Below are 23,245 nucleotides of genomic sequence, written 5' to 3'. Positions count from 1 at the left end.
CTTACCTACAGCCTTGCTGATTATTGCTTGTTTACGAAACTATTAGAAATCGCCGAATCTAAATAGCCATCCCCATTGCTCTGACCATTTCCTTTTACACCAGCAGTGGCATGATAGCTATTATTGGTCAGTTCATCTGAAATTTCTATAGGTGCTGGTCTTGATTGTGAAGCAGTGCGCTGTCCCAGCATAAAAGCACCAGCTGTAATTACCCCTCCTACAGGCAAAACCCACCACCAGGGTAGGCTAGCAACATTAACGTTAGTCGATTTTGCCTCATGATTATGTTCTTCTTGCTCATGTTCATGGTGATCAGCTTTAGAGCCACCCCTTAAGGATTGGGCGTACAACATCACCCCCCCTTCAGCCACAATCTGGTCACCTTCAAATAAACCATTCTTGACTTCTACGAAATCCCCAAAAGTTGAACCAAGAGCAAGTTCTACAGGTTCATAGAAGTTCTGACCATTTTCTACATAAACCAGTTGTTTACCATTAGCATCCACCAAAGCATCTTGAGGAATCGCTAAAGTAGCTACATTGGTTTTATCAGTGAAAATCTTTAATTGAGCAAACATTCCTGGTTTTAGTTGCCCTCCAGGATTATCCAACCTTACCCTAACTGGCACTACTCGTGTCTGACCTGCCACTATCGGGTCGATTTGGCTAACTTGACCTGTAAAAGTCTGATTAGGCAGACTAGAAACTTCTAATCTGACCTTTTGACCTATTTTTACCTTGTATAAGTCTTTTTCATAAATATTAGCAGTTGCCCAGACTTGATTATTGTTAACAATCGTCATCAGTTGCCCACCTGCGTCTTCAAAGGATTCACCCAAGCTTACTTGCCACTGCGCTACTGTACCGGAAATTGGAGCAAGCACCGTTACCTTTCCTTGCTCATTAGCAGAATTACTAAGTTGTTGCAGTCGGGTTTTGTAGGTAGTATCGCTCAGTTGAACCCGAGATTTGGCAGCCTTAACCGCTGTTTGAGCCCGTTTTAGTTCCGCTTCTGCTTCCAGAACTTCCCGACGGCTAAATGCTCTTTTCAGTAAGGTTTTAGCCTCTGCTAGCTTAGTTTTCGACTCTAGCATCTGACGTCGAGCCAGAGCACCTTCGATTGCTAATGCTAGGTCTTTATCGTACTCTTCTTGGGCTACTGCTAGCTGAGTTTCAGCTTCATCGATTTCAGCAGCAGCAATTTGACGCTGACGTTCTAAATTTTCCCTAGCTAGTTCGAGATTTGCCTCAGCTTCTCCCAATGTTGCCTTAGCTTCAGTCAGTCTGTCGAGAGACTCAACCCGCAATTCAATTAACTCCAAGCTAGAGATGACAGCAACCGCTTGACCTTTTTTGACCCTCTGACCTGGTTTGACCAAAAGTTTAGCAACTGTACCGGGAATCGGCGCTGTTACTTGCGCCTGTTGGTTGGGCTGGGTTTCAATTTGCCCGGTGGTTTTAATACCAATATCCAAAAACTGCCTAGAGACGGATTGGAGTTTAATCCCAATTTGACTAGCGGTTGTCGCATCTACCTTAATTCCTTCCGGATTGCTCGTGGCTTCGGTTCCGCTTTGGAACTCATTGCCATGCCCGGCATGGGCGAAAACAGCAACTGGTGCGATCGCTATCAGCAGCAAAAAGGTAAACGTTGAAGCCAGGATTGTTTCTGTCTTGTGCATAATGGATCAGTGCTTTTTATGCTCAGCAGAGGGTGCAAGTAGTCACCATAGCCTCCACCCAGACACCTAAGATGTCAGGATGGTCATTTGCTGTCGTCTTGATTAAGTATCACAAGCAAATATGAAATCAGGATGAAATGTTAGGTATCAATGAAATTATTTTTTTTAGGACTTTGGTAAGCCTTCAGCTTCTGAGAGTAGGAAATTGGGCGTTGCTGAATTAAGGAATGAATGCGCGATCACCTGGTTTTGTTAAAGCCCCCTAAATCCCCCAAATTTGGGGGACTTTGATAGTTTTGTTCCCCCCATAATTGGGGGGCTAGGGGGGCGAAACCATACCCAAAATCAGCAACGCCGGAAATTGATTTTTTGATATTTGTTAATGGCTGTCACAATTTCATTTTGATTACATATATTTATATCAATCTATGTTTTATAATTAGGATTGACATACATTAGCTATAGGTTCGTGCAGCTTTAAGCTAATTTATCCAAGGAAAGTTAGGCGTTGCCCCGCTTTCTTTCCCGCATATCGCTACTATAGACAAAGTATCCAGCGGGAAAAGACAGATGAGAGTACTGCTAGTTGAAGATGAGCCAGACTTGGGTGCTGCAATTAAGCGAGCGTTAAATATAGAGAAGTACGTGGTGGACTTGGTTGTTAACGGCACTGACGCTTGGGGTTATTTAAACAACCACGAAACCCAATATACCCTAGCTATCTTCGACTGGTTGCTGCCAGGGCTATCGGGACTAGAGTTACTGCGTCAGTTACGCTATCGTAATAATCCCTTACCTATTTTGATGCTAACGGCAAAAGACCGCTTGGAAGATAGAGTGATGGGTTTGGATACGGGAGCCGATGACTATTTAGTGAAACCGTTCCGAATGGCAGAGTTGCTAGCAAGAGTTAGAGCCTTGCACCGGCGAACACCCCTACTCCAGCCCCAACAACTCCAGGTGGGTGAGCTTATTTTAGACTATGGTAACCGAACGGTTCATCGTCTTGCTGCTAACGGTGAGAAACTCGACATTCCACTCACGAATAAAGAATTCCAGCTCTTAGAGTATTTCATGAAGCATCCGAATCAGGTGATGACCACCAACCAAATTCGCAATCAACTTTGGGAAGTGAATGCAGAACCGATTAGTAACGTAGTGGCAGCTCAAATGCGCCTGCTACGTCGAAAACTTGAATCAATCAACTCCAGCATTCCGATTGAAACTGTGCATGGTTTGGGGTATCGTCTCAATTTGAAAAAATAATGAATCAGAATAGGCTATTTAACCAGACTCGTGGGAAATTAGCACTTTCCTATGCCATCGTCATGGGGTTTATTTTGAGCCTGTTGGGATTTGGTGTTTACAGAGCGATCGTTCATACCCATTTAGTCACTTCAGACCGGGAGTTAAAATCCGTTGCGGGGACACTCCATGATAGTCTGGAATGGAAGCTCAAGGAACCTGGACAGGTAGAGCCGATAATTGGGGAACTTTTACCGAATCTGTGTATCGTTGGAGTTAACTGTTCTAAACCACTGGTGAGTTCCCAGCGCCACATCCTCAGTGCTCTTAGCCAAGGTCACTACTACATCCGCCTATTTGATACCTCAGGACGTTTAATTGCCGTTGCAGGAAGTTACCCAGAGGGATTACCCCAGGTGTTTAATCAAGCACCTTGGCAAACCATTTCCGATGGTAAGGGCAACTCCTATCACCAAATTTCTCTATCGCTACATACTCAAGATCAGCGGGATTGGGGGTATTTGCAGGTGGGGCACTCTCTCCAATACCTCAACAACTACCTCAATACGGTAAAATTAATCTTGGGATTAGGTCTGCCAATGGCAATTATCTTAGTGGGCAGTGGCAGTTGGTGGTTAGCAGGGTTGGCGATGCAACCTATTTACCAATCCTATAGACAGATTCAACAGTTTACCGCTGATGCTGCCCACGAGCTACGGACACCGATAGCTGCGACACTGGCAACGGTTGAATCGGGGCTTTTGATGCCTAGCTTGGATCAACTTGAAGCACGAAACATTCTGGAAATTGTTGAACGTCAAAATCAGCGGCTGAGTCAGTTAGTTGCGGATTTGTTGTTGTTGTCTCGCTTAGATAGACAACCGGCATCTGTGGGTAACCAGACATGCTGTCTCAATGACCTAGTTAGCGATTTAGTTGAGGAATTAGCAGCCTTGGCAATCGCTGCCGAGATTACGTTGACATCTTCGGTGCGAGTGCAAACTCCTCTGGAGGTTGTGGGTCATTCTGAGCAGCTTTATCGCTTAGTTTCTAATTTAATTATTAATGGTATCCAATACACCCCTGTGGGTGGTAAAGTAACTGTTATTTTAGACAAGAGCGACCAACAGGCGGTGATCCAGGTAGAAGATACGGGGATTGGTATTGCCCCAGAAGACCAAGGGCGAATTTTTGATCGCTTTTATCGAGTCAATAGCGATCGCTCTCGTCACACAGGAGGTTCCGGATTAGGGCTGGCAATTGCTTATGCGATCGCTCAAGCCCACCACGGTAGCTTACAAGTATACAGCGAACGAGGTGTTGGTAGTAGGTTTACTCTTCGATTACCCAAGGCAGTTACTTCGTGTGATCAGGAACACTTTAGCGCTCAAGTTTTTTTTCAGTCCAATTCCTAAGTATTGATGGGCTTAGCTAAAGTTATGAAGTATGAAAGAGAAAGGAACAAAGATAAATAGTTAGGGATGAATACATATAGAGCAAAACATACCAGTTGTTGAACAACCGATAAATTGAACTATTTCATCCTTCATATTGGGAGCATGTCAATTTTGTTAATCCCTGATTCAGATCCCCCGTTTCCCTTAAAAAAGGGAGACTTTTGAATCTAATTCCCCCCTTTTTTAAGGGGGGCTAGGGGGGATCTATGTACATAATTACAAGCTTATTTTAAAATACTGCGCAGCATCCAAGCCGTTTTCTCATGTATGCTCATCCGTTGGGTCAACAGGTCAGCTGTAGACTCATCGTTAGCACGTTCAGCGGCTGGGAAAACAGACCGTGCAGTTCTTACCACTGCCTCATTGGCTTCCACTAGCAAGCGCACCATTTCCTCAGCCTCCGGAACATCGCTGGTTTCTGGAATGGAGGATAATTGCGCATATTGACTGTAGCTGCCAGGAGCAGGATAGCCTAGGGTACGAATCCGCTCTGCTACCGCATCCACTGCTAAAGCCAACTCATTGTACTGTTGCTCAAACATCAGGTGTAGGGAGTTGAACATTGGTCCAGTAACATTCCAGTGGAAGGCATGGGTCTTCAGGTATAGGGTATAAGTGTCCGCTAGCAGACGAGACAATCCCTCAGCAATCTCTTTGCGGTCTTGTTCATCAATACCAATATTGACAGGTACAATCGTTGCCATAGTACTCTCCTAAAGGTTCCTCGTAAAAACTAGTGGTCACGGTCAGCTTTAAACACCTTAACTTTAAGCAATTCTGGTTTCCTTGGGAATTAACCCAAGGTATGAACTTATTTTTGTTCCAAAATTGCTAATTTTCACGCTAAATGCCGTTTTAATACGGAACGAGGAGCGCGACGAACGCGGCACTTAATGGTTTTTTTTCCTAAACGCTGGTGTGCTTCGTAACGGTGGCAACCGGAAAAACCATAGTATTGCCCATCTACTTCTAACACATCAATGGGTTCGCGCAAACCCTCTTTAGCAATTGATTCCATTAGTGCCGCCACCTTGTTTGGATCATTTTGTCGTGGTAGGGGACGGCGGATTTGCTCTAGGGGAATTTCTTTGATATCTACCATAGTGCTAGTAATTTTTTAATTTAGTTTTGATGGTAATAGGGTTGGGGGTTAGGGGTTAGGGCTTGGGTTAAGGGTTTTAGTACCTAATGTAAGTGTGCCTAATCTAAGCATTGCTAATCCCTAATACCAGGATTCCCGTAGGGACGAGGTTCGGGTAGAATAGGAAAAATTAACCAAGGGCTCATGAATCAAGCCACTTTTAATCCTAATGAGATTACTGTGCCCAATGGCTGCTTCTTTGGCTTGCCCTATTCGGTTGAAGAGGCATCAATCGTGTTTCTGCCTGTTCCTTGGGACGTGACCACATCTTACCGAGAGGGCGCAGCAAACGGTCCCCAAGGGATAATACAAGCTTCCGTACAGTTAGATTGGTACGACTTTGATGTACCCCAAGCTTGGCAAACAAGTTGTGGAACTATACCGATTAACTCAGCTATCCAAGACCAAAATAGTGCCATGAGGTTGATAGCTAAAGAGATTATTCAGTATTTAGAAGCTGGTGGCAATGTGGATGATAATGCGATCGCAAAACAGTTAGCCATCGTTAATACTGCCTGTGCTGCTCTCTATAACTGGGTTTACACTCAAGCACTGGAACTGCTGCAGCAAGGCAAGCTGGTTGGCATAGTCGGTGGCGATCACAGTGTTCCTCTTGGGTTAATGAAAGCCCTAACACAGCAACACCAGGAATACGGCATTTTACAAATTGATGCCCATGCCGATCTCCGGCAAGCCTATGAAGGGTTTACTTATTCCCATGCCTCGATCATGTACAATGCCCTGACCCTACCTCAGATTAATCGTTTAGTTCAGGTTGGCATCCGAGATGTTTGTGAAGAGGAAATGGCAATGGCAAAGAGCGATCGCCGGATTGTAGTGTTTGATGACTGGCAGCTCAAAGCTAACGCTTACGAAGGTATAACCTGGGCAGCCCAGTGCCAGGAAATTATTGCTAATTTACCTAATAAAGTTTATATTAGCTTTGACATTGACGGATTGAATCCCACCTATTGTCCCCATACAGGTACTCCTGTGCCAGGAGGATTGGAATTTAACGAGGCAATTTATTTAGTGCGATCGCTAGTCCAAGCTGGCAAAACTATTATTGGTTTTGATCTGTGCGAAGTTGCTCCCGGAGACTCTGGAGATCAGTGGGATGGCAATGTTGGGGCTAGAATTTTGTACAAGCTTGCCTGTTTAACTAGGTATAGGAATACTTTATAGCAGTTATCAATTGGGTCAGGTAAAAAGTTCTAGGTTTTAGGGAGTAGGGAGTAGGGAGTAGGGAGTAGTGATGCATCGCTCTTTCCTAAAGTTCCCTGTTCCGAGATCCGCTGTTCCCATAAATCCTAATTCACCTGACTGCTGTAGCTTGGGTAGCCAAATGTGCCTCTTGCAACTGCTCCAGTAAGGTTTTCCGTTGGTCATAGAGGCGTTTTAGAGGACGAGGCGCTACCTTAGCTAGGCAGTAAGCTGTCAGTAGGGGCATAGCAATAGTCGAGTCGCAATAAACCACTACTGTTTCTGATAACTTTTGTGGATCAAGCTTGCACCAAGAGACCGCCTCCGATGGAGTTGCTCCTGACAAACCCCCTGTGTCTGGGCGGGCATCAGTTACCTGAAGAAAGTAATCATGCCCCTTCTCATCAATACCCAAGACTTCTTGAAGATACGGTTCCGTCTGCAACATGAAATTTTTCGGCGAGCCACCTCCCAAGATCCAAATCCCACTGGCTCCCCCATTGTTTTTAGCTGCCAGCACAATTGCTGCGGTTTCATTCACATCCAAGGACACATCAATGACTGGTCCGGTGCCCTGCAACCCTAGCGCTGCTAAATTCATCCCAATCGAACTATCTCCAGGACTGGAGGTATAGATAGGGACTCCTAACCGATAAGCTGCCGCCAGCAGGGATTGGTTTTCCAGTGCCAATGTCTGCTCCCGTGCAGCAATGTACTTACCGCAGAGGTAGTGAAACTCTGCCGTTCCCATTTGATCCTTAAACTCAGGCTGTTCAATGATCTGACGAAAGAACTTATCCGTTGATAGCAGCACGTCATAATCGAAGAAAATGTCATAGATCCGGACAACTCCTTCTTTCTGCAATACCACATCACTAATATCGTGCCGCCCTTGATGGAGTTCCAATCCGATGCCAAAGTGAGCGTCGTGGTAGAGATTGGCTCCCGTAGATACTATCCAATCGACAAACCCTGCCTCCATCAATGGGATAACTGCGGCCATTCCTAAGCCTGCGGGGGTTAATGCTCCTGTCAAACTTAAACCCACCGTTACGTTGGGCTGCAACATCCGCTCTACCAATAATTGGCAGCCTTCTCGTAATCGACCGGAATTGTAGGCTAGAAACGTCTGGTCGATCAACTCTGTGATTGGGATTCCTGCCGTAATCGGACCCGGAGCGATTTTACGCCCTTGCAAAAAGCGATTTTCTTTGGTGGGCATGTTAGTCAAATCACTCGATAAAACTTGCACTTCACGACGGTTCTAACTTAAAGATAAACATTGTTTATTGTCAAGGTTCATGGTTCAGGATTCATGGCAAAGATTACCTTAGCGCTTGTCTGTGCCATCAATCATATATCCATCGCTTTGGCTGTAGGGAGTACAATGAAATGCTTTTCTTCAGCAGAACTTACCGAAAACTGAGCACCAAACCCTATAAGTTGTAGGAAACCCAACAATTCGAGTTACTGGGTAACTCCTGAGCTTAGGAACTCAAATAGGTATAACTCCTCAAACTCCGCTCATAATTTTGCAGCAGCCGTTGAGATTCTGCCAAAGTAATTCGGTTCTGTTGCAACGCCTGTTCTGTGAGGCGGCGCATACCTTCCACCAAATCTTCAGCATCATACTGCACATAACCCAAAACTTCCGTGATTGTATCTCCCTTAACCACGTGTTCAATTTCATACCCTCTGGGGCTTAATTTGATGTGAACTGCATTACTATCACCAAAAAGATTGTGTAAATTCCCCATAATCTCTTGGTAGGCACCGACTAGGAAGAAACCCAAATAGTAGGGTTCTTTGGATTTGGGATTTGGGATTTGGGATTTGGAATTGGAAATTCTCTCTGGCTCCTCGGCTTTGCGCAAAGGATGTAGTTCCAGCAACGATTTAACATCCCGCAGGTCAATAAATTGGTCAATCTTACCATCACTATCGCAGGTAAGGTCAGCCAGGATAGCCCTTTGGGTTGGTTCTTCATCCAACCGATGAATGGGCATAATCGGAAATAGCTGGTTAATTCCCCAGCAATCTGGCACTGATTGGAAGACTGATAGGTTGACATAGTAAATTGATGCCATGATCGTTTCCAGGTCTGCTAGATCATCGGGAACATAGTCTTGTGTCCTGATAATTTCCCGAATCTTCTGACAGCACGCCCAATAAAGCTGCTCGGCTTTAGCCCGCTGAGTAATGCTCAGATAGCCTAAACTAAACAGGCTTTTTGCTTCTTGGTTAAGCTCGATGGCATCATGATAGGCTTCCTGGTAGTTCTCAAGGTCGATAGTACAGTAAGTTTCCCAAAGATTCCGAATAATTAGATGGTCTTGTTCCGTTGTCAGTGGAGGGGATTGAGATTCGACATCACTGGTACTCAAAACATCAAAGATCAGGACTGATTGATGGGATGCGATCGCACGACCACTTTCACTAATCAGTGTTGGTGCTGGAATTTGATGTTCCTCACAAGCATCCTTCACCGCAGCCACAATGTCATTAGCATAGTTCTGCATGTTGTAGTTTTTGGAGGCATGGAAGTTCGTTTTCGAGCCATCGTAATCCACTGCCAAGCCACCACCTACATCTAGATACTGCATATTCACCCCTAATCCCTTCAGCTCAGCATAAATTTGGCTGGCTTCGCGAATAGCATCTTTAATTACGCTAATGGCAGAGATTTGAGAGCCGATGTGGAAGTGCAACAGCTGCAATGACTCAAGCATCCCAGCCTCCCGTAGCTGGTCAATGGCTTGGAGTATTTCTGGAATTTTCAGACCAAATTTAGCTTTATCTCCTACAGAGTTTCCCCAACGACCCATGCTTTGTGTACTCAGTTTGGCTCGCACCCCCAGCACTGGTGTGATGCTTCCTAACGAAGCCGCCACCTCAATGATTAGCTGCACTTCCTCTAGCTGTTCTAGGACAATTATCGGATTATGTCCCAATCGCCTAGCTAAAAGCGCAGTTTCAAGATATTCCCGGTCTTTGTAGCCGTTACAAATAATTAGGGAATCCGGAGTGAGCAATGTTGCTAGAGCAATCATCAATTCAGGTTTAGAACCGACTTCTAAACCAAATTGATAAGGTTGACCAAAATACACGACATCCTCTACCACATGTCGATGCTGGTTGCATTTAACTGGAAACACTCCCTGGTAACGACCAGGGTATTTGTAGCGACTAATGGCTTGGGCAAAACAGGCGTTTAATTGCTCTATCTGGTCTGCCAAAATATCTGAAAAATGGATTAGTAATGGTAGTCCCAAGTTGCGCTGCTTCAGGGATTCTACCAGTTCCAACAAATCCAACGAGCCGCCCCCATTGCCTTTAGGGGACACCATGATATGACCAGCAGTGTTAATGGCAAAGTAGGGTTCTCCCCAGCCTTGGATCTGATAAAGCTCCTCACTTTTCTCAATTGTCCAAGATTGAGAGGTCTTGTGATCTTGGTTATGGTTTTGGTTATGCTTAGGGATTGGAGAACAGGATGAGTCTATCAACTTAACACCATAATCTGTAGGATTTTGAGTCGAGATCTCAGTAGTAGTCTCATTAGTACTCTCAGGGGTTAAATACTCTTGAAACTGGGATTTACGCTGTAGTGTCACCAATAACCTCCTTAAAGACATTGGTCGAACTGACTAGCCATGCTAAAATGCCGTCAGCGTGTTTTTTAACTAATCGTGAGCGTCGATGTCTAAACCATCTGGTCATCAGGCTCAAAAGCAAGATTATTTCCAGTCCATCCAAACGCTAATATACAATCATCAGATTGCTGTTTGGGTTGGGCTTTGGGTTGTTATGGTCTTAGCCGGTAGCATAGCAACTATGGGTCTGATTGATCCTGGACCGATTGAAGAAGAAGCCAATAATCCACAACCAGCTCTGGCCCAACTGCGGGCATCAGCGGCAAAAGAGGCTGTGCCACTGTCTTTGTTTGGTGTTGTTGCTATAGGCTGCGCCAGCGGTTGCTTATTGCTTACTCAGGCTCTAAAATTTTCAAGCCGGAAAACGAAACCGAAAAGACCGATAACATCTAGTGTCAGCAGTAGAAGGCGACGCCGTAATTCTAGACGCCGTAAGGCGACTCGCAAACAACAACCAGTCAAATCAGTACCATTATTACCACCATCACAAAACAGTAGCGATGACCAACAGACCGAGGTAACGGTTTTGCCACCAGAGCCTACTGATCAGACCAATGCTCAAGACGAGACTCTTGCCAACATGATGGATATGCGTAAGCGCCGCTCTCTGTCTTCCTTGATGCGGGATCAGTAATCAGCCGAGGCTAGTGGTGATTTAATTTGCCCTTAATTTGCCCTTTGTTCACTCTTGACGGTTGACGCAAAACCCGTCAATTGTTAGAAGTTCTAACCTCTAACAGGGATTGCCAATCTTTAATCGCTTGCTGTGACCAAAGCCAGTTCTTGCTCAAGGCATCAGGTTGGAAGTTAATCGGATCGTTGGTGAGCACATGTTGCCGTAGCTTGAGGGATTGTTGGGACAAACTCGCCCGCTTAGCTCCGTTTTGTTCTTGAGCCGATTTCCACGACCCTAGCGCTAAGCCAGCATAGGTATTCAATTTTTGGGAATTGCTGGATTTTCCAGATCCAACTGTTGTAGATTTATTGTTGCTACTCCTGTACAGTGCATCATACCAAGCTTGGTTAGCTCGCTCGTATTTGCCTTCAGCGTAATAGGCAAACCCTAGGGCATTACGGTAAGTCCAAGAGTCAGGTTCTTGTTTGACTGCTCTTTGCCAATAACGTCTGACATCATCAAGACTGTATTCATCGGAGCGGGTCTGGATCGACTGCCATGCCAGACGACCTCTTAAGAAACTCACCATTGACTGATTCAATTGTTCTGAGGGAACTTCCTGAAGGGCAGCAGAAGCATCGGGTAATGCACCCCGGTCTAGCAATGCCGTTACAGCTTCGGTTCCTCGAATAATATTACCCTTACTGAATGCTTCAATTGCGATCGCTGTGACGATGTTGGTTTTAGCATTTGTCAAAGTTGGGTAATCACCAGGTGTCTCCGAACCTGGTGGTAATTGTGTCCCTACCTCAGAACCAGGAGGGTTCTGGAAAAACCAAACGCCCAAAAGTACTAAGGCAAGAGTTCCCGTTGCTCCTAGTCCGATCCACAATGGTGAACCTGGTAACCTTGAACCCTTCTGTTTAGGATTAGTGACCTTTTTAGCCTCAACTTCTGCCGTAGTATCCTCAGGCTTTGGAGCTAATTGGGTTGAACCATCGCTAGACAAAGCCGCTGTCAGGGTTGCGGCTGAAGCTTTCCTAGGAGCAGGGAGTTGGCTTGGGGTATGGACTGGTAAGTTCTTCTGAGCAGTGTCTGAGTAAGGGTTTTCGGATAACCCCTCTAAATTCGATGCTGCTATTTTTGATTCCCCACCCTGAGCCTCTGTATTCAGCTGATCCAGCAATCCCTTAATGAAAGCAGCGGGATCGTCTGCTTCTAGTTCATGGGATTCTAAACCCTGTGGTACACCAGTGATACTTTCATGGTCATACTCAGCTTCTCCCCTAGAGACAAGAGCTGACTCTTCCTCAAATTCTGAGAATGTGGTATGATCAGATTCTGTTGGTGGCGTAAAAAACCCCTCTTCTGGGTCTAACCCGACAGAGGTCTCATCAGGATCGGGCAGGGTAAATATTTGAGTTCGGTCATAACTCTGGTCATCATTGGTCAGGAAACCATCAAATTCCGGATGCAGATAGAGAACAGGTAATGCCCAATAAAGCTGGTTCGAGCCATAAGCAGAAATCAGTCCTTGTCTAGCTCGCGAGAGGCTTAGGTCAATGGGATAACCCTGGTTGATGTTACGGTATAATAGTCTGGTTAGGGTCAGGGCTACCTCATCGGGGATGCGCTCTGCCATGGCTAGAACCCCAGGAATACCCCGCTTAACCAGTGCTTGGGCGAGATTTTGATCGTTACCGTTTTCCTGGCTATCTGAAACAGCTGTATGAGCACCACGACAGGAGTTGAATACAGCCAGCTGGACACCATTATTAACTAACAATCCCGCTAGATCATCACCCCTTACGGTCTCTGTCAAACCAGTTTTTTTACTAACCAGGTAAACATCACCACCTGATTCCCCTAGGTTAGAGTGACCAGCATAGTGGAAGACTTGATATTTTCCTTGTTCCAGGGCTTGGGTTAACTGTTCCCGTCCTGGCTGTTCCAGAATGGTCAGATGAATCGCTGGGGGTCCATTGGGTGAACGATGGCGGAGTTCTTCTTTGAGGTGAGATGCTTCTTGTAAGAGTTCTAAACTTTCTTGATCACTTGGACCGGCGATCACCATCAAAATTTTCAGAGGTTGATTCGGTGGAGACAAAGGCTTCGGAACTGGTCTAATCAAGCCTTTGGTCATCTGGTAGCGGGAGAAAGCCACATCAGTTCCTGTAGCTAGGGGACGATCCCCAGCATGGAGGACTTCCCAAGGTAGGCGGGGTAATTCTGTACCTTTCAATCCCAGACGCAGCCGCAAAACCGACCGTTGATTTTGAGCGATCGCTTGCGCCATCATCCAGCTATCGCGCAAGCTTCCTTTAAATAGGGCATTGTATAGCTCCTGACCCAAGGCAACTAAGTTTAAAGAGGATTGAGAGTACGGTTCTCCCCAAGATGGCATGGCAAAACTGCCATCCACCCCAGCTGCCCTACCCTGCAGGACACTAAATAGGGGGTCATTCATCAGTTGCTTGGCCTGGGTTAACCATTCTTCTACCGGCCAACTGACTTGTTCTTCTGCCAATGAGACTCCCGGTGCCACTCGTTCGATGCGCACCAGATAATCATCATGTTTTCCTAAGGGGGTTACGGAGATATGGAATTCCTGTGCCACTGTTGCCCAATTTTGCTCAATTTCAAGGGATCAATTTTGCTCATAGTGACGAGCTTTGGCTGAAGGTTTAAAAATTCTTGAATATTGAATATTTGTTTACTATTTGCTTATTGAGGAGTATTCCTTTAGGGGAAAATTCTTGTTGGCTCATGGTATTGATGCCGTTTTTTATTTAAGGTTTCCAAGGCATACTCTGTTAATTGTTTTGAATCAGAAAATTTCCTAATTCCAGCATTTGGGTGCCACTTTACCCAGATTTTTCCGGATTGCTATCACCAATCTCGGAAAAGTGAAATGGTAGATGCACCCTGATTGACACCCCCGGTTCACTTTGGTGAGCTGGGGATTTTTTTTCACTGGGTGGTAAGGTGTTACCCACTCTATCTAGCCATCTCTATAGATTTAGTTTGCTTGCTCCTTTTCCTCTAAACACCAACTGATTAAGCGATGCAGAGGTGCGACCCGTGGCGAATTTAATTACGGGTCAAGGGCACCTAAGCGGTCTTGGGGAGGCAGAGGTGCGACCCGTGGCGAATTTAATTCGACGACTGTAAACGCACCTAAGCGGTCTTGGGGGTTCCCCCCACTCGCTATTGCCGTGGTTTCCCCCATGAGCGACTGCATCAAGACACAGTCTTAAGCACTTAAAACAGGTGAAATTGCTTTGGCAACCAGCTAATTTCCCCTTTGGTAATTGGTACTCATACCCAGCAGTGGATGTACTGAATCAGTAAGGTTTCCAGGAGAAAGGATTAGGGTTAGGTTGATCGATACTTATGATAAGCGTGTTACCAACTAGCTTAACATCTGAAATTTTCCCCAAGATACTCCTTTGGGGTTTCATCACTGTCTGCAGAGCATTTTAGTCAGCCTGACCCTCAACTTTGCTAATTCAGGTCAACAGTGGCTAATCCTTGGTATTAAGCAGTTTGTCAGTCTTAGGGAGAAGCTCTAGGTGTATTGTTTGAGCTTTATTATGGTTTTTGTAAAGATTTTGACAAGACTCGGTAATTACCGAGTCTTGGGATTTCACCCCATCGGTAGATGATTTTTGACCATAGCTTTTAGGGAGCTAGGGTCGATGGGTGATGGGGTGATCGGGAAATAGGGAGATCCGGAGCATCTTAACTTGTCAAGACTAATGCACAAACCCCCTTATCGACGATAATTACAGGGATTTCAGCCTTTAATTTATAACTAGAAAGCGGGCTTTAAGGGTCTTGATGGGTAAGTCCTGATGTCAGCTATCAGCCGTCAGCTGACGGCTGATAGCTGATAGCTGAATACTTACGTCCTGATTGTCTTCCTTTAAGAGATAAGATCCTCAATCAAGTAACTCAAAAGACTTGATCTCCAAAACCGGACCAATCATCGCAAAGGTCATCACATCCTCTCGCACCTCTCCTGTAACCGTGACCTTCAGTCCCGATTGCTTTAACTGTGCGGGAGTGTCCTTGAGTTCGTAGGTTTCCCCTGAGTCAGAAACCAGTGCCCAGGCTCCTGACCCGATGTCTTTGCGCTCAATCACGCCTGTGATGCTGATCGTCATGCTGATTGTTTCTCCCCTTGAACGGCTAAATAAGCTAGTCCAAAACAGAGCAAGGCATTGGCAATCAGGAACACCCGAGACAAAACCCCGCCTCCAAGCCAGATTAGCTCAGGTGAAACCACAGCACTCACAGCTAGGCAACTGGCCACACCGAGAGCTGAACCAACTGCTAACCACTTCCATTGCGGATGTCCTAACAGTAGGGCGATTAATATAAATGGAATCACAACACTGGCAAATAGAGGGTTGAGAAAACTGCTGCTGCCAATAGCGCTACCCAATTCTGGAATCGAACTGCCCATGACTCGGAAGGGCCATTGGGGTAAGTCAAATATATACAAACCTTTCAGGAAGAATAATCCTGAACTCCCGGCTACTAAGCCAGTGGCCAGGGACCAACTCCAAGTAAAGGGAAAATAATTGCGCAAGAACCAGGCCAGCAGGTAGGAACCTAGTACCATAGCAATCTTCGGCCACAGGGCGATCACACCACCGTCAATCCAAAAGCGAGGATTGAGATAGCCGTTATCCCGTAACCAGCGGAAGAAGTCTTGGAAGGTAATTTGTCCTTTCAGAGCCAGTTTAACCGCAGCACCAGCATCCAATTGTCCAGCACCATAGTGGTTTAGGGGGTCATCTTCTATAGCTCGGGTGGACTGCTTGAGTACATTCAATACATCAGCAGGGTCTTGAATCCCAGTAGCTTTGATTAAAGCTGCCACACCAGCTACGTGAGGCGATGCCATACTGGTGCCTTGGAAGCCAGCAAATACAGGGCTGCCTGTGTCTCCATCAATCGTCTCTTGCAAAATCTTACCATTTTCACTGCCACCAGGGGCTGAGATATCTACCCCAGCACCAAAGTTAGAGTAGGGAGCTTTCAGACCTGCGGAATCAAGGGCAGAAACACCAATAACATGGGGATAGCGGGCAGGATAAGCGGCAGCATTTTGGTTAGAGTTACCAGCAGCAGCCACTAGGACAACACCTTTGTAATAGGCATAGTCGATTGCCTCTGCCATCAGATTGCTTTCACCAGCCCCCCCTAAACTCATATTGATCACATCTGCCCCATGATCAGCGGCAAAGCGAATCGCTTCTGCAATATCAGCCACTGTACCACCACCATTAGCTGCCAATACCTTCAGGGGCATCAGGGTAGCTTCGTAAGCAACTCCGGCAACACCGTAACCATTGTTGGTAGATTGGGCAATGGTACCAGCTACGTGAGTACCGTGACCTTGATCATCCCATGCTTCAATCCGGTCATTGACAAAGTCGTAGCCTTCAACAAATTCAGTATCTTTCAAATCCGGGACTGCGCTGACCCCGGTGTCAATCACTGCTACTGTTACGCCACTACCCTTGGTGTCATCCCAGGCAGATTCTACATTAATGCTGCGCAGGTTCCACTGCTTGCCATAGTCAGGGTCATTGGGAACCTCGAAAGCACTATAGGTATAGTTCGGTTCAATATATTCTGTTGCTTGGGATAGTCCTGATTGTTTCAGGGTATTCAGCAGTTGTTTATCTCCCTTTAGGATATATATGTGATCTGCTGCTGAAAATTCACTATTGAGTTGGGGATTAACCTCGTATTCTTTTGCGATCGCTTGCAATTGCTCATTAAGTTGAGCAGCTGGTATATCTTCCCGGAAGTCGATCACAATCGACTCAAAATTCCCCTGATTTGCCAATCCTTTAAAGTTAAACAGGGCAAAACCCAGCCCTACTACAAACAGACACAGTATCAAAAATTTTCTCATGGCAATCTGTCGCTGGTTTGCGAGTCTTTAATCACCACGATAGCTTATATAGCAAAGGGAGTAGGGAGTAGGGAGTAGGGAGTAGGGAGTAGGGAGTAGGGAGTAGGGAATATGGCATCAAAAATTATCACAATTGATTTAGGTACCCTATACCAATTTTCAAAAATTGCTAGCTATTAATTCTTGATCAAGGGTGAAGGAGATAATAGGCAACAGGCAAGAGGCACCCACCCCTAACCCCTCCCAGGAGGGGAAGGCAAGAGGCAAGAGGGAAAAAATCCTGTTTAGCTCCTGATTATGACAAGCGCTATAGAAATTGACCCTGTTGTCACCTGCTCAGGTTGTTGGATTTTGAAGGTGAGGGGGATTTTGTGTCTTGGTTATATCAAAATTGACTCAAGTCAGCACCTTTAAGGAAATAAAGAGCTATTTGAGGATTGAGATGGGATTGTACAGATAAAGATTAATGCGATCGCAAAACATGGGTTCGCTCAAGCAGGGGACAAGAAGGGGAAAAAGAAGACCGGGTGTCGCGGGTGGGGTTTAGGGGGTATGGTCAACCAGTGAACCAAGGCTGAGGGGGCGACAAGTCAGCTATTATCCCTATAACTTATCTACAAAATCCTGATTACTTTAATTCTTTAGCCCTACCTGCCCCTGTTTTATTCACCCAAATTGAATTAAAGTTTTTCAGCATAATGTCAGTAGCATTGATCTTTTTATTGGTTCCGATCGGTTCAAACGTTGCGTTGACATCTGGATAAACAAAGAAAGGAATCGAAATCCGACTCCTGGAGAGTGTATGAATCACTTCGTGGGGAGTACTCACAAACAAACCATTTGTCCAAAGTTGCAACATATCCCCCAAATTAATCACAAAAGCATCTTCTAAACAGACCGCATCAATCCAGGCATTTTTAGTATAAACCCGCAGGGAAGGAGTGGGAAAATATTCTTGGATTAACACAGTGAAAATACCGTTGTCTGTATGTTTTCCTGCCACACCACTTTCCGAGGGGTAGTAAATAGTTCGATGGATCAGGATTGGATCATCAAAATAAGGCTCAAACCAATCCGGGTCAAGGTTCAAAGCAACAGCCAGTGCCCTAAGAAGGTGGGGAACAATTTTAGTCATAATTTCCCCTTGAAGCTGATAGTGGGATGCCGCAAAACTAGGGGCTACAGTATCATCAGGAATCAAGCTGGGGCCAGTAAACGGCTTGTCTGAAGGTGGATGTTCGATTGCCTTGGTCAAAAAGTTCCTTGGGATCAGGACCAACATCCTCATGGAGGGTTTCGCCATAAAGGGGGACGTAGCCCCTAGACGTGTTGGGATAAACGGTTTGTTTATCCTGTCCGTAGTCTTCTTTAATGTCCTTTGGCAACTGGAAAAAGTTACGAGAGCTGTCGATGGTTTGTTGAACTAAATCGGCATAAATGCCATGATCTTTCAAATAGAAAAACCCATGCTCTAAGCAGATTTTGTAGAGGCGTTTGTGTTCTTCGTTGCCTGAGTGAGTTTTAAGCATTGAGGTATTTGAATTTTGTTAATTAGATAAATTAATAAAAAAAATATCTATCTTTTTTTATTAATTTATATTAAATACAAAGGCGCTGTTCGTAGAGCTTTTGGTAGTAAGGCAAACAAAACTCATAAGCTTGCTTTAAATGTTCATGGTCTTCAATTTTGGCATAATCTTTTTTTTCTCGTTCTTTAAATCCTTGACTAGATTGAGTATAATCATGCCATCCACCTTCCCATTGATTGATTTCAGGTTGAGGCTTAGCTTTCCATGCTAGAGCTTCTTTAATAAAAGAGATACCCACAGCCTCACAATAAGCCTTCACCGTTGCTTCAGGTTTTTGGACTAAATCATCTGAATCTATTAATATTGGAACTTTTCCATTCATTTCATTCAATGTTTCAAACAGCCTATTTAGTTCAGCATATCCAGTTTCTTCTAAGGTAAAATCAGGCCAATTTTTAAAAAGTGACGGCAGAGATTTTTCTGGATTTCTTATTAAAAAAGTATTCTCAAAATTAGACAAAAACTCCGGGTTAGCTATATGGGTAACATAGTAGCCCATGTCTTTAATAAAAACGGGCTTATTTTCAGTTTCTTGCTTTAACTTTGCTAAGATTGAATTAAAACTATTTTCAGGATTTAACTCCGCTTCTGGATAACGGGTAGTGTTACGACGCTCTTGACTGTAGTAAAAAGATAACCCAAAAGGTTCGTCATGTACTGAAAAATCCCCTCTTTCTCGCATCATACGCTCAAATGCAGTAGACGTTGATCGTGGCAATGCCCACAGAGCTAATATTTTATCCATTGTCGTTAATTCACGTATTATTATTTTATGCTTTGGATGAAAGCGCCAATAATTGGGTCACATTCATCCTTCTTTATTATCTATATTTTAAAGCTTAATCCTTACTTACTTGATTAATTTGCAAAGATACTCCTACAATATCTTCTAACAGTTTAACCACAGACATTTCTCCTTTGTCGTGACCATATTTTGCCTGGGCAGACTGAAAAATACTTCTAGCTTGATTTCCCATCATTAAAGGTATATTGTATTGTTGAGCAAGTTCATCAATAAGCCGCAAATCTTTGACACACAGTTTAAGAGTAAAGGATGGATCATAATGTCCTGCAAAGATAGATGGAATATCATGCTGTGCAACCCAACTGTTGCCAGCACTTGCTTTAATCATTTCCGATAAATTAGTAAGTGGAATACCAGCTTTTTCTCCAATAACAAGTGCTTCTCCGATTGCACAAGCATTGATAAACCAGAGCATATTAGTAATTAGCTTAGTTATATTTCCCGTTCCTAAACCTCCTGCATAAAAAATTTGTTCTGCCATGGGTTCAAGAATAGGCTTTGCTTGTTCAAATACCTCAAGCTCACCACCAACGAAAAAGATTAATTCTCCTCTTTCTGCCCCATCTACTGCATTGGTTACGGGTGCCTCCAGTACCTTAACCCCCACAGAAATAGCTTCTTCTGCAATTCGTTGGAATGAGGTGGGAGAATTGGTCGTACAATCAATCCAAGTTGAATTGGGACTTAAACTTTTTAATAGTCCTTTCTCACCCAAAAGAACGCTTTCCACTGCTGCAGGATTGGGTAACATTGTAATCACTGCATCTGTTTGACGAGCAACGACTTCTGGTGATTCTGCCCATTTTGCTCCTTTTTTTATCAGGTTTTCTGCTGATGCCGGACGTAAATCATGGACAACCACAGAAAAACCTGCTTCAAGTAAATTTCGTGCCATGGGATTTCCCATGTTACCAACACCTATAAAGCCTATTTTATTCATGTTTTTTTATGTCCAAACAAAAAAAATTTATTTTTGATATTCTAATTATAAGCTGATGTGCATTTAAATTGGTTATTACCTGTTTCCTGTGATTATTAATTGAGGTATCCCAATCTAAATGCTGAACAGCTTAAGCCTGCTTAGATGACTTTCTTATAGACATGATATTGCTTACAGGGACTTATATATTGAAACTCAAAACCACATTCATGCAATAATATTTGAGCCATTGATTCTGGCAAGAGCTGATATTTACAAGTTTGCTTTGCCAAGAGCATTTTATTTCGATGAAAACTATAGTGTTTATCAAACTTATCATAAGGAAGTGGGAATATTTTTTGACTATAAGTTATTTCATCGGGTAAACTTTCTTCATAATCCTGATGAACACCTTGAACACTAAAAATTAAGCTTCCTTGATTGTTCAAGTGATTTGCTACATTATGGAAACTATTGATAATATTTTGTATTTTTGGTAAATGGCTACAAAAAATATAGTCTTTTTCATGGTTGTCAATAAAATACCAAATTCCTCCATTGGAAAAAGCTGCATCAAACTTTTTGCACAAATCCATGGTTAATACATTTTCATGGCGTAAATCAATGTTTTTTGGCAGGCGTTTTTGTGCTTGGATTAACATACTTTCAGTGAAATCAATTCCCACAAAATCAATTTCAGGCAATTTTTCAATTAATTTTTCAGCGACTAATCCGGTTCCGACGCCTAATTCCAGAACAGAATTACATGATTTTAATATGTGAGCTAGAGAATCGGTTTGAGCTTCGTAATCATAATAACCTGCTGTCATCAAAAGATCGTAATATTCGCTAATGCCAGTATATTGATTGACTTGTTCTTTCAACATTTTTTTCCTTAGTTTTTCAGTTTCACTAATCAGCAATTTACATTCGGGTATATTAACAATTTGTCAACTTTGGGGATGACTATTCATACACCGCGATTGCTTCACCCAAAACATCAAGTATCTGCTCTACACCCAATTTCAGAGCTTCTTTTCCATAGGTTTTACCCCCTTGACTGCGGGCACCACTTGTAGCTGTGTCAACAGTTAACATATCATGGTATAATCAAGTCGCTCGCAAAAACATTCGATTTCCAGATTGGGGAAATTCAAAAACTTACCATCGTGCTTGGGTAACAAATCCAAATAGGCAGCAATGTAATCCGGGCCACAATAGTCTTCATTCTCCACATCTTGGTCATAAGCCCTTGACCATTGATCGTAGTATTGCTTAAGATGGTCAGCCTTTCCAGAGAGCTTGTGGACTTCCTTAGTCGCATCAAAACTATTAACTGTCTTGGCACTTTTGGGTTCAGTAATGGTTGTCTTCAAAATAAATACCTCTTGTTGTTGACAACTTTTGACATCTCTGATGTCTAGAGGGCTAGAAAGTAGTTATCAGCCCAACTCCTATCAAGAGAAACCTCTAGTGGGACTTAAACAAAAATCAACCCCAAATGAAGCCTAAACTGGCTTTATAAGCAGCAAACACCTGCCGATTGTGAGTCACCCATATGTGCTTTGCACACGCTACGCGAACAAAGAAACGAAAAGACATAGCTGTACGAAAAGCCTCCAAGGCTTCTGTAAAAGTATTCATTCGCGTAGCGTGGCCTTTGGCCAAGGTTTGGAACGCCCATCGCCTTCGTAATCCCCCAGTTAACTTATGCCAAAGAATAAAAGTGTAGGCACAAAATACTAGTATCAAATGGCGAACTAGACTTATTTTATCCCTGACTTGGTATTCTTTCAACCCTAGCCAACCCTTTGCTTCCCGATAAAATACTTCCACCCAATTTCTTTGAGAGTAGGTCATTACTCCCCACTGTTTTGTTACTTTATCTGAATCAACATTGGTGCTCAAATAATCAATGTCTGTTGCTTCTTCCCAAGAACTAGCATTCATTACGATAGCCATTGTCCTTTCTCCTTCTAGACCAGATATCTGAGCCTTCACTGTTGCCACCCAAACGGTTTTCGATTTATCGTTCGTTGAGTTCAACTTCCTCAAACTCCTCTTTGGATAGGCTTTTTGCTAATTCGTCTATACGTATTTCTATCTCAATATTTAACTCATTTTTTATAATTAATTTCCGTTCGCGTAGCGTGCGCCTTTGGCGCATTTTTTGCCACTCCTCCTAAATACTTTAGATTCCTTTCTTCCAGTTTCTTCAGAAGCGATGCAGCGCGGTCTTGGGGGTTTCCCCCATGAGCGACTGCATCAAGACAAGGTTGTGTTATTGCCATACCCCGCATCAATTAGGACGATTCCCGGACGATATCCTCGGGCTAAACTCCGGTCAATTAACTCTATCCCTAAATCGGGCTTCTTCTTAAATTCTTCATCTTTATTTCCATTGGGTAAGGAAGTCGCGTGTTGATACAACTAATGGTCTAATGGTAAGCTTTTTTTGCCATCGTAAAGATGGGTTGTTACTAAGACTATTCCATTGTCTGTCTTTCCGATTTCTCCGATATATTGCCTTCCCACTCCGAAGCGTCAAGTTACCACTTTTTCGCGAGTCCTGAGTCGTCCAAAATCAATGCAAATCCCCGACTGATCCGAGGAAAGAGAACATTTGTTCATCAACTCTAAACGGCGTTCATTGATTTGACTCCCTGACCAAGGGGCATCGGTTAAGAAATGGTGTAATCGGTTATAAACTACTCCAATCGCGTTATCAGCCATCTGTGTCAGGTTTTTCCTCTCACTTTCCCCTAATAATCCCCCAATGAGCGTGTCTAAACCCGGTTTTTTGAGCCTTCGTTTTGAAGCAATCATCGAAACGCTTGCACCATTTTTCTTTAGCTCGGGGGCATCGCAGAGGGGCTAGTTTCTCTCATGGGGGCAATTTCGACGTGAAACGTTCTTCTATCATACATTATACCCTAATTTTTGTCTTTTTATCGTTTAAGTCCCACTAAGGCGATCATGTTGGGTTTCATTGTTCAACCCAAC

General features: G+C 44.0%; 20 protein-coding genes and 1 pseudogene. 4 read left to right on the top strand and 17 right to left on the bottom strand.

Annotated elements, in window-relative coordinates; genetic code table 11:
• Positions 1–20: 20 nt before the first annotated feature.
• Positions 21–1,682 (bottom strand): efflux RND transporter periplasmic adaptor subunit, encoded by a 1,662-nt coding sequence (locus F6K57_RS11055; protein ID WP_293067427.1) that lies wholly within the window; start codon positions 1,680–1,682, stop codon positions 21–23.
• Between the two features lie 570 nt (positions 1,683–2,252).
• Between F6K57_RS11055 and rppA the strand changes: the two genes are divergently transcribed.
• Together rppA and rppB are read left to right on the top strand one after the other, a co-directional pair.
• The gene (rppA, locus tag F6K57_RS11050) at positions 2,253–2,948 is read left to right on the top strand and encodes a two-component system response regulator RppA (protein ID WP_075895963.1); all 696 of its coding nucleotides are present in this window, start codon (positions 2,253–2,255) and stop codon (positions 2,946–2,948) included.
• Positions 2,948–4,342, top strand: a complete 1,395-nt coding sequence (rppB, locus tag F6K57_RS11045; RefSeq protein ID WP_293067422.1) for a two-component system sensor histidine kinase RppB — start codon at positions 2,948–2,950, stop codon at positions 4,340–4,342. The genes rppA and rppB overlap by 1 nt, the downstream gene beginning before the upstream one ends.
• Before the next feature lie 266 nt (positions 4,343–4,608).
• Here rppB and F6K57_RS11040 read toward each other — a convergent pair whose 3' ends face one another.
• Positions 4,609–5,088, bottom strand: coding sequence for a Dps family protein (locus F6K57_RS11040; RefSeq protein WP_293067419.1), 480 nt, complete (start codon positions 5,086–5,088; stop codon positions 4,609–4,611).
• 134 nt (positions 5,089–5,222) lie between these two features.
• On the bottom strand, positions 5,223–5,486 hold the full coding sequence (locus tag F6K57_RS11035; RefSeq protein WP_070390838.1) for a sulfiredoxin: 264 nt from the start codon (positions 5,484–5,486) through the stop codon (positions 5,223–5,225).
• A gap of 183 nt (positions 5,487–5,669) precedes the next feature.
• Here F6K57_RS11035 and F6K57_RS11030 point away from each other — a divergent pair, with 183 nt between their 5' ends.
• The gene (locus F6K57_RS11030; protein WP_293067416.1) at positions 5,670–6,710 is read left to right on the top strand and encodes an agmatinase family protein; all 1,041 of its coding nucleotides are present in this window, start codon (positions 5,670–5,672) and stop codon (positions 6,708–6,710) included.
• A 130-nt stretch (positions 6,711–6,840) separates the two neighbouring features.
• On the opposite strand, the gene speY is transcribed toward F6K57_RS11030, so the two are convergent.
• The gene (speY, locus tag F6K57_RS11025) at positions 6,841–7,950 is read right to left on the bottom strand and encodes a deoxyhypusine synthase (RefSeq protein ID WP_293067413.1); all 1,110 of its coding nucleotides are present in this window, start codon (positions 7,948–7,950) and stop codon (positions 6,841–6,843) included.
• Between the two features lie 265 nt (positions 7,951–8,215).
• On the bottom strand, positions 8,216–10,363 hold the full coding sequence (speA, locus tag F6K57_RS11020; RefSeq protein ID WP_293018068.1) for a biosynthetic arginine decarboxylase: 2,148 nt from the start codon (positions 10,361–10,363) through the stop codon (positions 8,216–8,218).
• 64 nt (positions 10,364–10,427) lie between these two features.
• On the opposite strand from speA, the gene F6K57_RS11015 reads away from it, so the two are divergent.
• Entirely contained in the window at positions 10,428–11,015 is a 588-nt protein-coding gene (locus tag F6K57_RS11015) for a hypothetical protein (protein ID WP_293018070.1), read from the top strand.
• Positions 11,016–11,091: 76 nt separating this feature from the next.
• Here F6K57_RS11015 and F6K57_RS11010 read toward each other — a convergent pair whose 3' ends face one another.
• From F6K57_RS11010 to F6K57_RS10955, 12 genes and pseudogenes are all read right to left on the bottom strand, one after another.
• On the bottom strand, positions 11,092–13,614 hold the full coding sequence (locus F6K57_RS11010; RefSeq protein WP_293046781.1) for a CHAT domain-containing protein: 2,523 nt from the start codon (positions 13,612–13,614) through the stop codon (positions 11,092–11,094).
• Positions 13,615–14,091: 477 nt separating this feature from the next.
• Complete coding sequence (locus F6K57_RS11005) at positions 14,092–14,238, bottom strand: hypothetical protein (protein WP_293067408.1); 147 nt, start codon at positions 14,236–14,238, stop codon at positions 14,092–14,094.
• Between the two features lie 700 nt (positions 14,239–14,938).
• A complete protein-coding gene (locus tag F6K57_RS11000) occupies positions 14,939–15,163 on the bottom strand; it encodes a hypothetical protein (RefSeq protein ID WP_293018073.1) in 225 nt (74 codons plus the stop codon).
• Entirely contained in the window at positions 15,160–16,929 is a 1,770-nt protein-coding gene (locus tag F6K57_RS10995; protein WP_293067405.1) for a S8 family peptidase, read from the bottom strand. The genes F6K57_RS11000 and F6K57_RS10995 overlap by 4 nt, the downstream gene beginning before the upstream one ends.
• A gap of 628 nt (positions 16,930–17,557) precedes the next feature.
• Positions 17,558–18,184, bottom strand: coding sequence for a 2OG-Fe(II) oxygenase family protein (locus F6K57_RS10990; protein WP_293038686.1), 627 nt, complete (start codon positions 18,182–18,184; stop codon positions 17,558–17,560).
• Positions 18,120–18,458, bottom strand: a complete 339-nt coding sequence (locus F6K57_RS10985; RefSeq protein WP_293038689.1) for a 2-oxoglutarate and iron-dependent oxygenase domain-containing protein — start codon at positions 18,456–18,458, stop codon at positions 18,120–18,122. The genes F6K57_RS10990 and F6K57_RS10985 overlap by 65 nt, the downstream gene beginning before the upstream one ends.
• A 70-nt stretch (positions 18,459–18,528) precedes the next feature.
• The gene (locus tag F6K57_RS10980) at positions 18,529–19,263 is read right to left on the bottom strand and encodes a sulfotransferase family protein (protein WP_293018079.1); all 735 of its coding nucleotides are present in this window, start codon (positions 19,261–19,263) and stop codon (positions 18,529–18,531) included.
• A 94-nt stretch (positions 19,264–19,357) separates the two neighbouring features.
• Entirely contained in the window at positions 19,358–20,263 is a 906-nt protein-coding gene (locus F6K57_RS10975) for an NAD(P)-dependent oxidoreductase (RefSeq protein ID WP_293018080.1), read from the bottom strand.
• A gap of 140 nt (positions 20,264–20,403) precedes the next feature.
• Positions 20,404–21,129 carry a class I SAM-dependent methyltransferase gene (locus F6K57_RS10970; RefSeq protein ID WP_293067400.1) on the bottom strand — a complete coding sequence of 242 codons (726 nt, stop codon included), beginning with the start codon at positions 21,127–21,129 and terminating at the stop codon, positions 20,404–20,406.
• 79 nt (positions 21,130–21,208) lie between these two features.
• The gene (locus tag F6K57_RS10965) at positions 21,209–21,340 is read right to left on the bottom strand and encodes a hypothetical protein (protein ID WP_293067397.1); all 132 of its coding nucleotides are present in this window, start codon (positions 21,338–21,340) and stop codon (positions 21,209–21,211) included.
• Positions 21,334–21,618 carry a hypothetical protein gene (locus F6K57_RS10960; protein ID WP_293018083.1) on the bottom strand — a complete coding sequence of 95 codons (285 nt, stop codon included), beginning with the start codon at positions 21,616–21,618 and terminating at the stop codon, positions 21,334–21,336. Before F6K57_RS10960 ends, F6K57_RS10965 begins: the two co-directional genes overlap by 7 nt.
• A gap of 115 nt (positions 21,619–21,733) precedes the next feature.
• Positions 21,734–23,130: pseudogene (locus F6K57_RS10955) on the bottom strand (transposase).
• Between the last annotated feature and the right edge of the window lie 115 nt (positions 23,131–23,245).

It is taken from the genome of Moorena sp. SIO4A5, assembly GCF_010672005.1.
GTDB lineage: Bacteria > Cyanobacteriota > Cyanobacteriia > Cyanobacteriales > Coleofasciculaceae > Moorena.
The sequence above is the reverse complement of the archived record's forward strand: the minus strand, read 5'-3'. Positions and strand labels throughout refer to the sequence as shown.

Excerpts from the sequence above, each read along its gene's own strand:
- F6K57_RS11055 (WP_293067427.1), bottom strand. The coding sequence starts at position 1,682 with ATGCACAAGACAGAAACAATCCTGGCTTCAACGTTTACCTTTTTGCTG.
- rppA (WP_075895963.1), top strand. The coding sequence starts at position 2,253 with ATGAGAGTACTGCTAGTTGAAGATGAGCCAGACTTGGGTGCTGCAATT.
- rppB (WP_293067422.1), top strand. The coding sequence starts at position 2,948 with ATGAATCAGAATAGGCTATTTAACCAGACTCGTGGGAAATTAGCACTT.
- F6K57_RS11040 (WP_293067419.1), bottom strand. The coding sequence starts at position 5,088 with ATGGCAACGATTGTACCTGTCAATATTGGTATTGATGAACAAGACCGC.
- F6K57_RS11035 (WP_070390838.1), bottom strand. The coding sequence starts at position 5,486 with ATGGTAGATATCAAAGAAATTCCCCTAGAGCAAATCCGCCGTCCCCTA.
- F6K57_RS11030 (WP_293067416.1), top strand. The coding sequence starts at position 5,670 with ATGAATCAAGCCACTTTTAATCCTAATGAGATTACTGTGCCCAATGGC.
- speY (WP_293067413.1), bottom strand. The coding sequence starts at position 7,950 with ATGCCCACCAAAGAAAATCGCTTTTTGCAAGGGCGTAAAATCGCTCCG.
- speA (WP_293018068.1), bottom strand. The coding sequence starts at position 10,363 with ATGTCTTTAAGGAGGTTATTGGTGACACTACAGCGTAAATCCCAGTTT.
- F6K57_RS11015 (WP_293018070.1), top strand. The coding sequence starts at position 10,428 with ATGTCTAAACCATCTGGTCATCAGGCTCAAAAGCAAGATTATTTCCAG.
- F6K57_RS11005 (WP_293067408.1), bottom strand. The coding sequence starts at position 14,238 with ATGCAGTCGCTCATGGGGGAAACCACGGCAATAGCGAGTGGGGGGAAC.
- F6K57_RS11000 (WP_293018073.1), bottom strand. The coding sequence starts at position 15,163 with ATGACGATCAGCATCACAGGCGTGATTGAGCGCAAAGACATCGGGTCA.
- F6K57_RS10995 (WP_293067405.1), bottom strand. The coding sequence starts at position 16,929 with ATGAGAAAATTTTTGATACTGTGTCTGTTTGTAGTAGGGCTGGGTTTT.
- F6K57_RS10985 (WP_293038689.1), bottom strand. The coding sequence starts at position 18,458 with ATGCTTAAAACTCACTCAGGCAACGAAGAACACAAACGCCTCTACAAA.
- F6K57_RS10980 (WP_293018079.1), bottom strand. The coding sequence starts at position 19,263 with ATGGATAAAATATTAGCTCTGTGGGCATTGCCACGATCAACGTCTACT.
- F6K57_RS10975 (WP_293018080.1), bottom strand. The coding sequence starts at position 20,263 with ATGAATAAAATAGGCTTTATAGGTGTTGGTAACATGGGAAATCCCATG.
- F6K57_RS10970 (WP_293067400.1), bottom strand. The coding sequence starts at position 21,129 with ATGTTGAAAGAACAAGTCAATCAATATACTGGCATTAGCGAATATTAC.
- F6K57_RS10965 (WP_293067397.1), bottom strand. The coding sequence starts at position 21,340 with ATGTTAACTGTTGACACAGCTACAAGTGGTGCCCGCAGTCAAGGGGGT.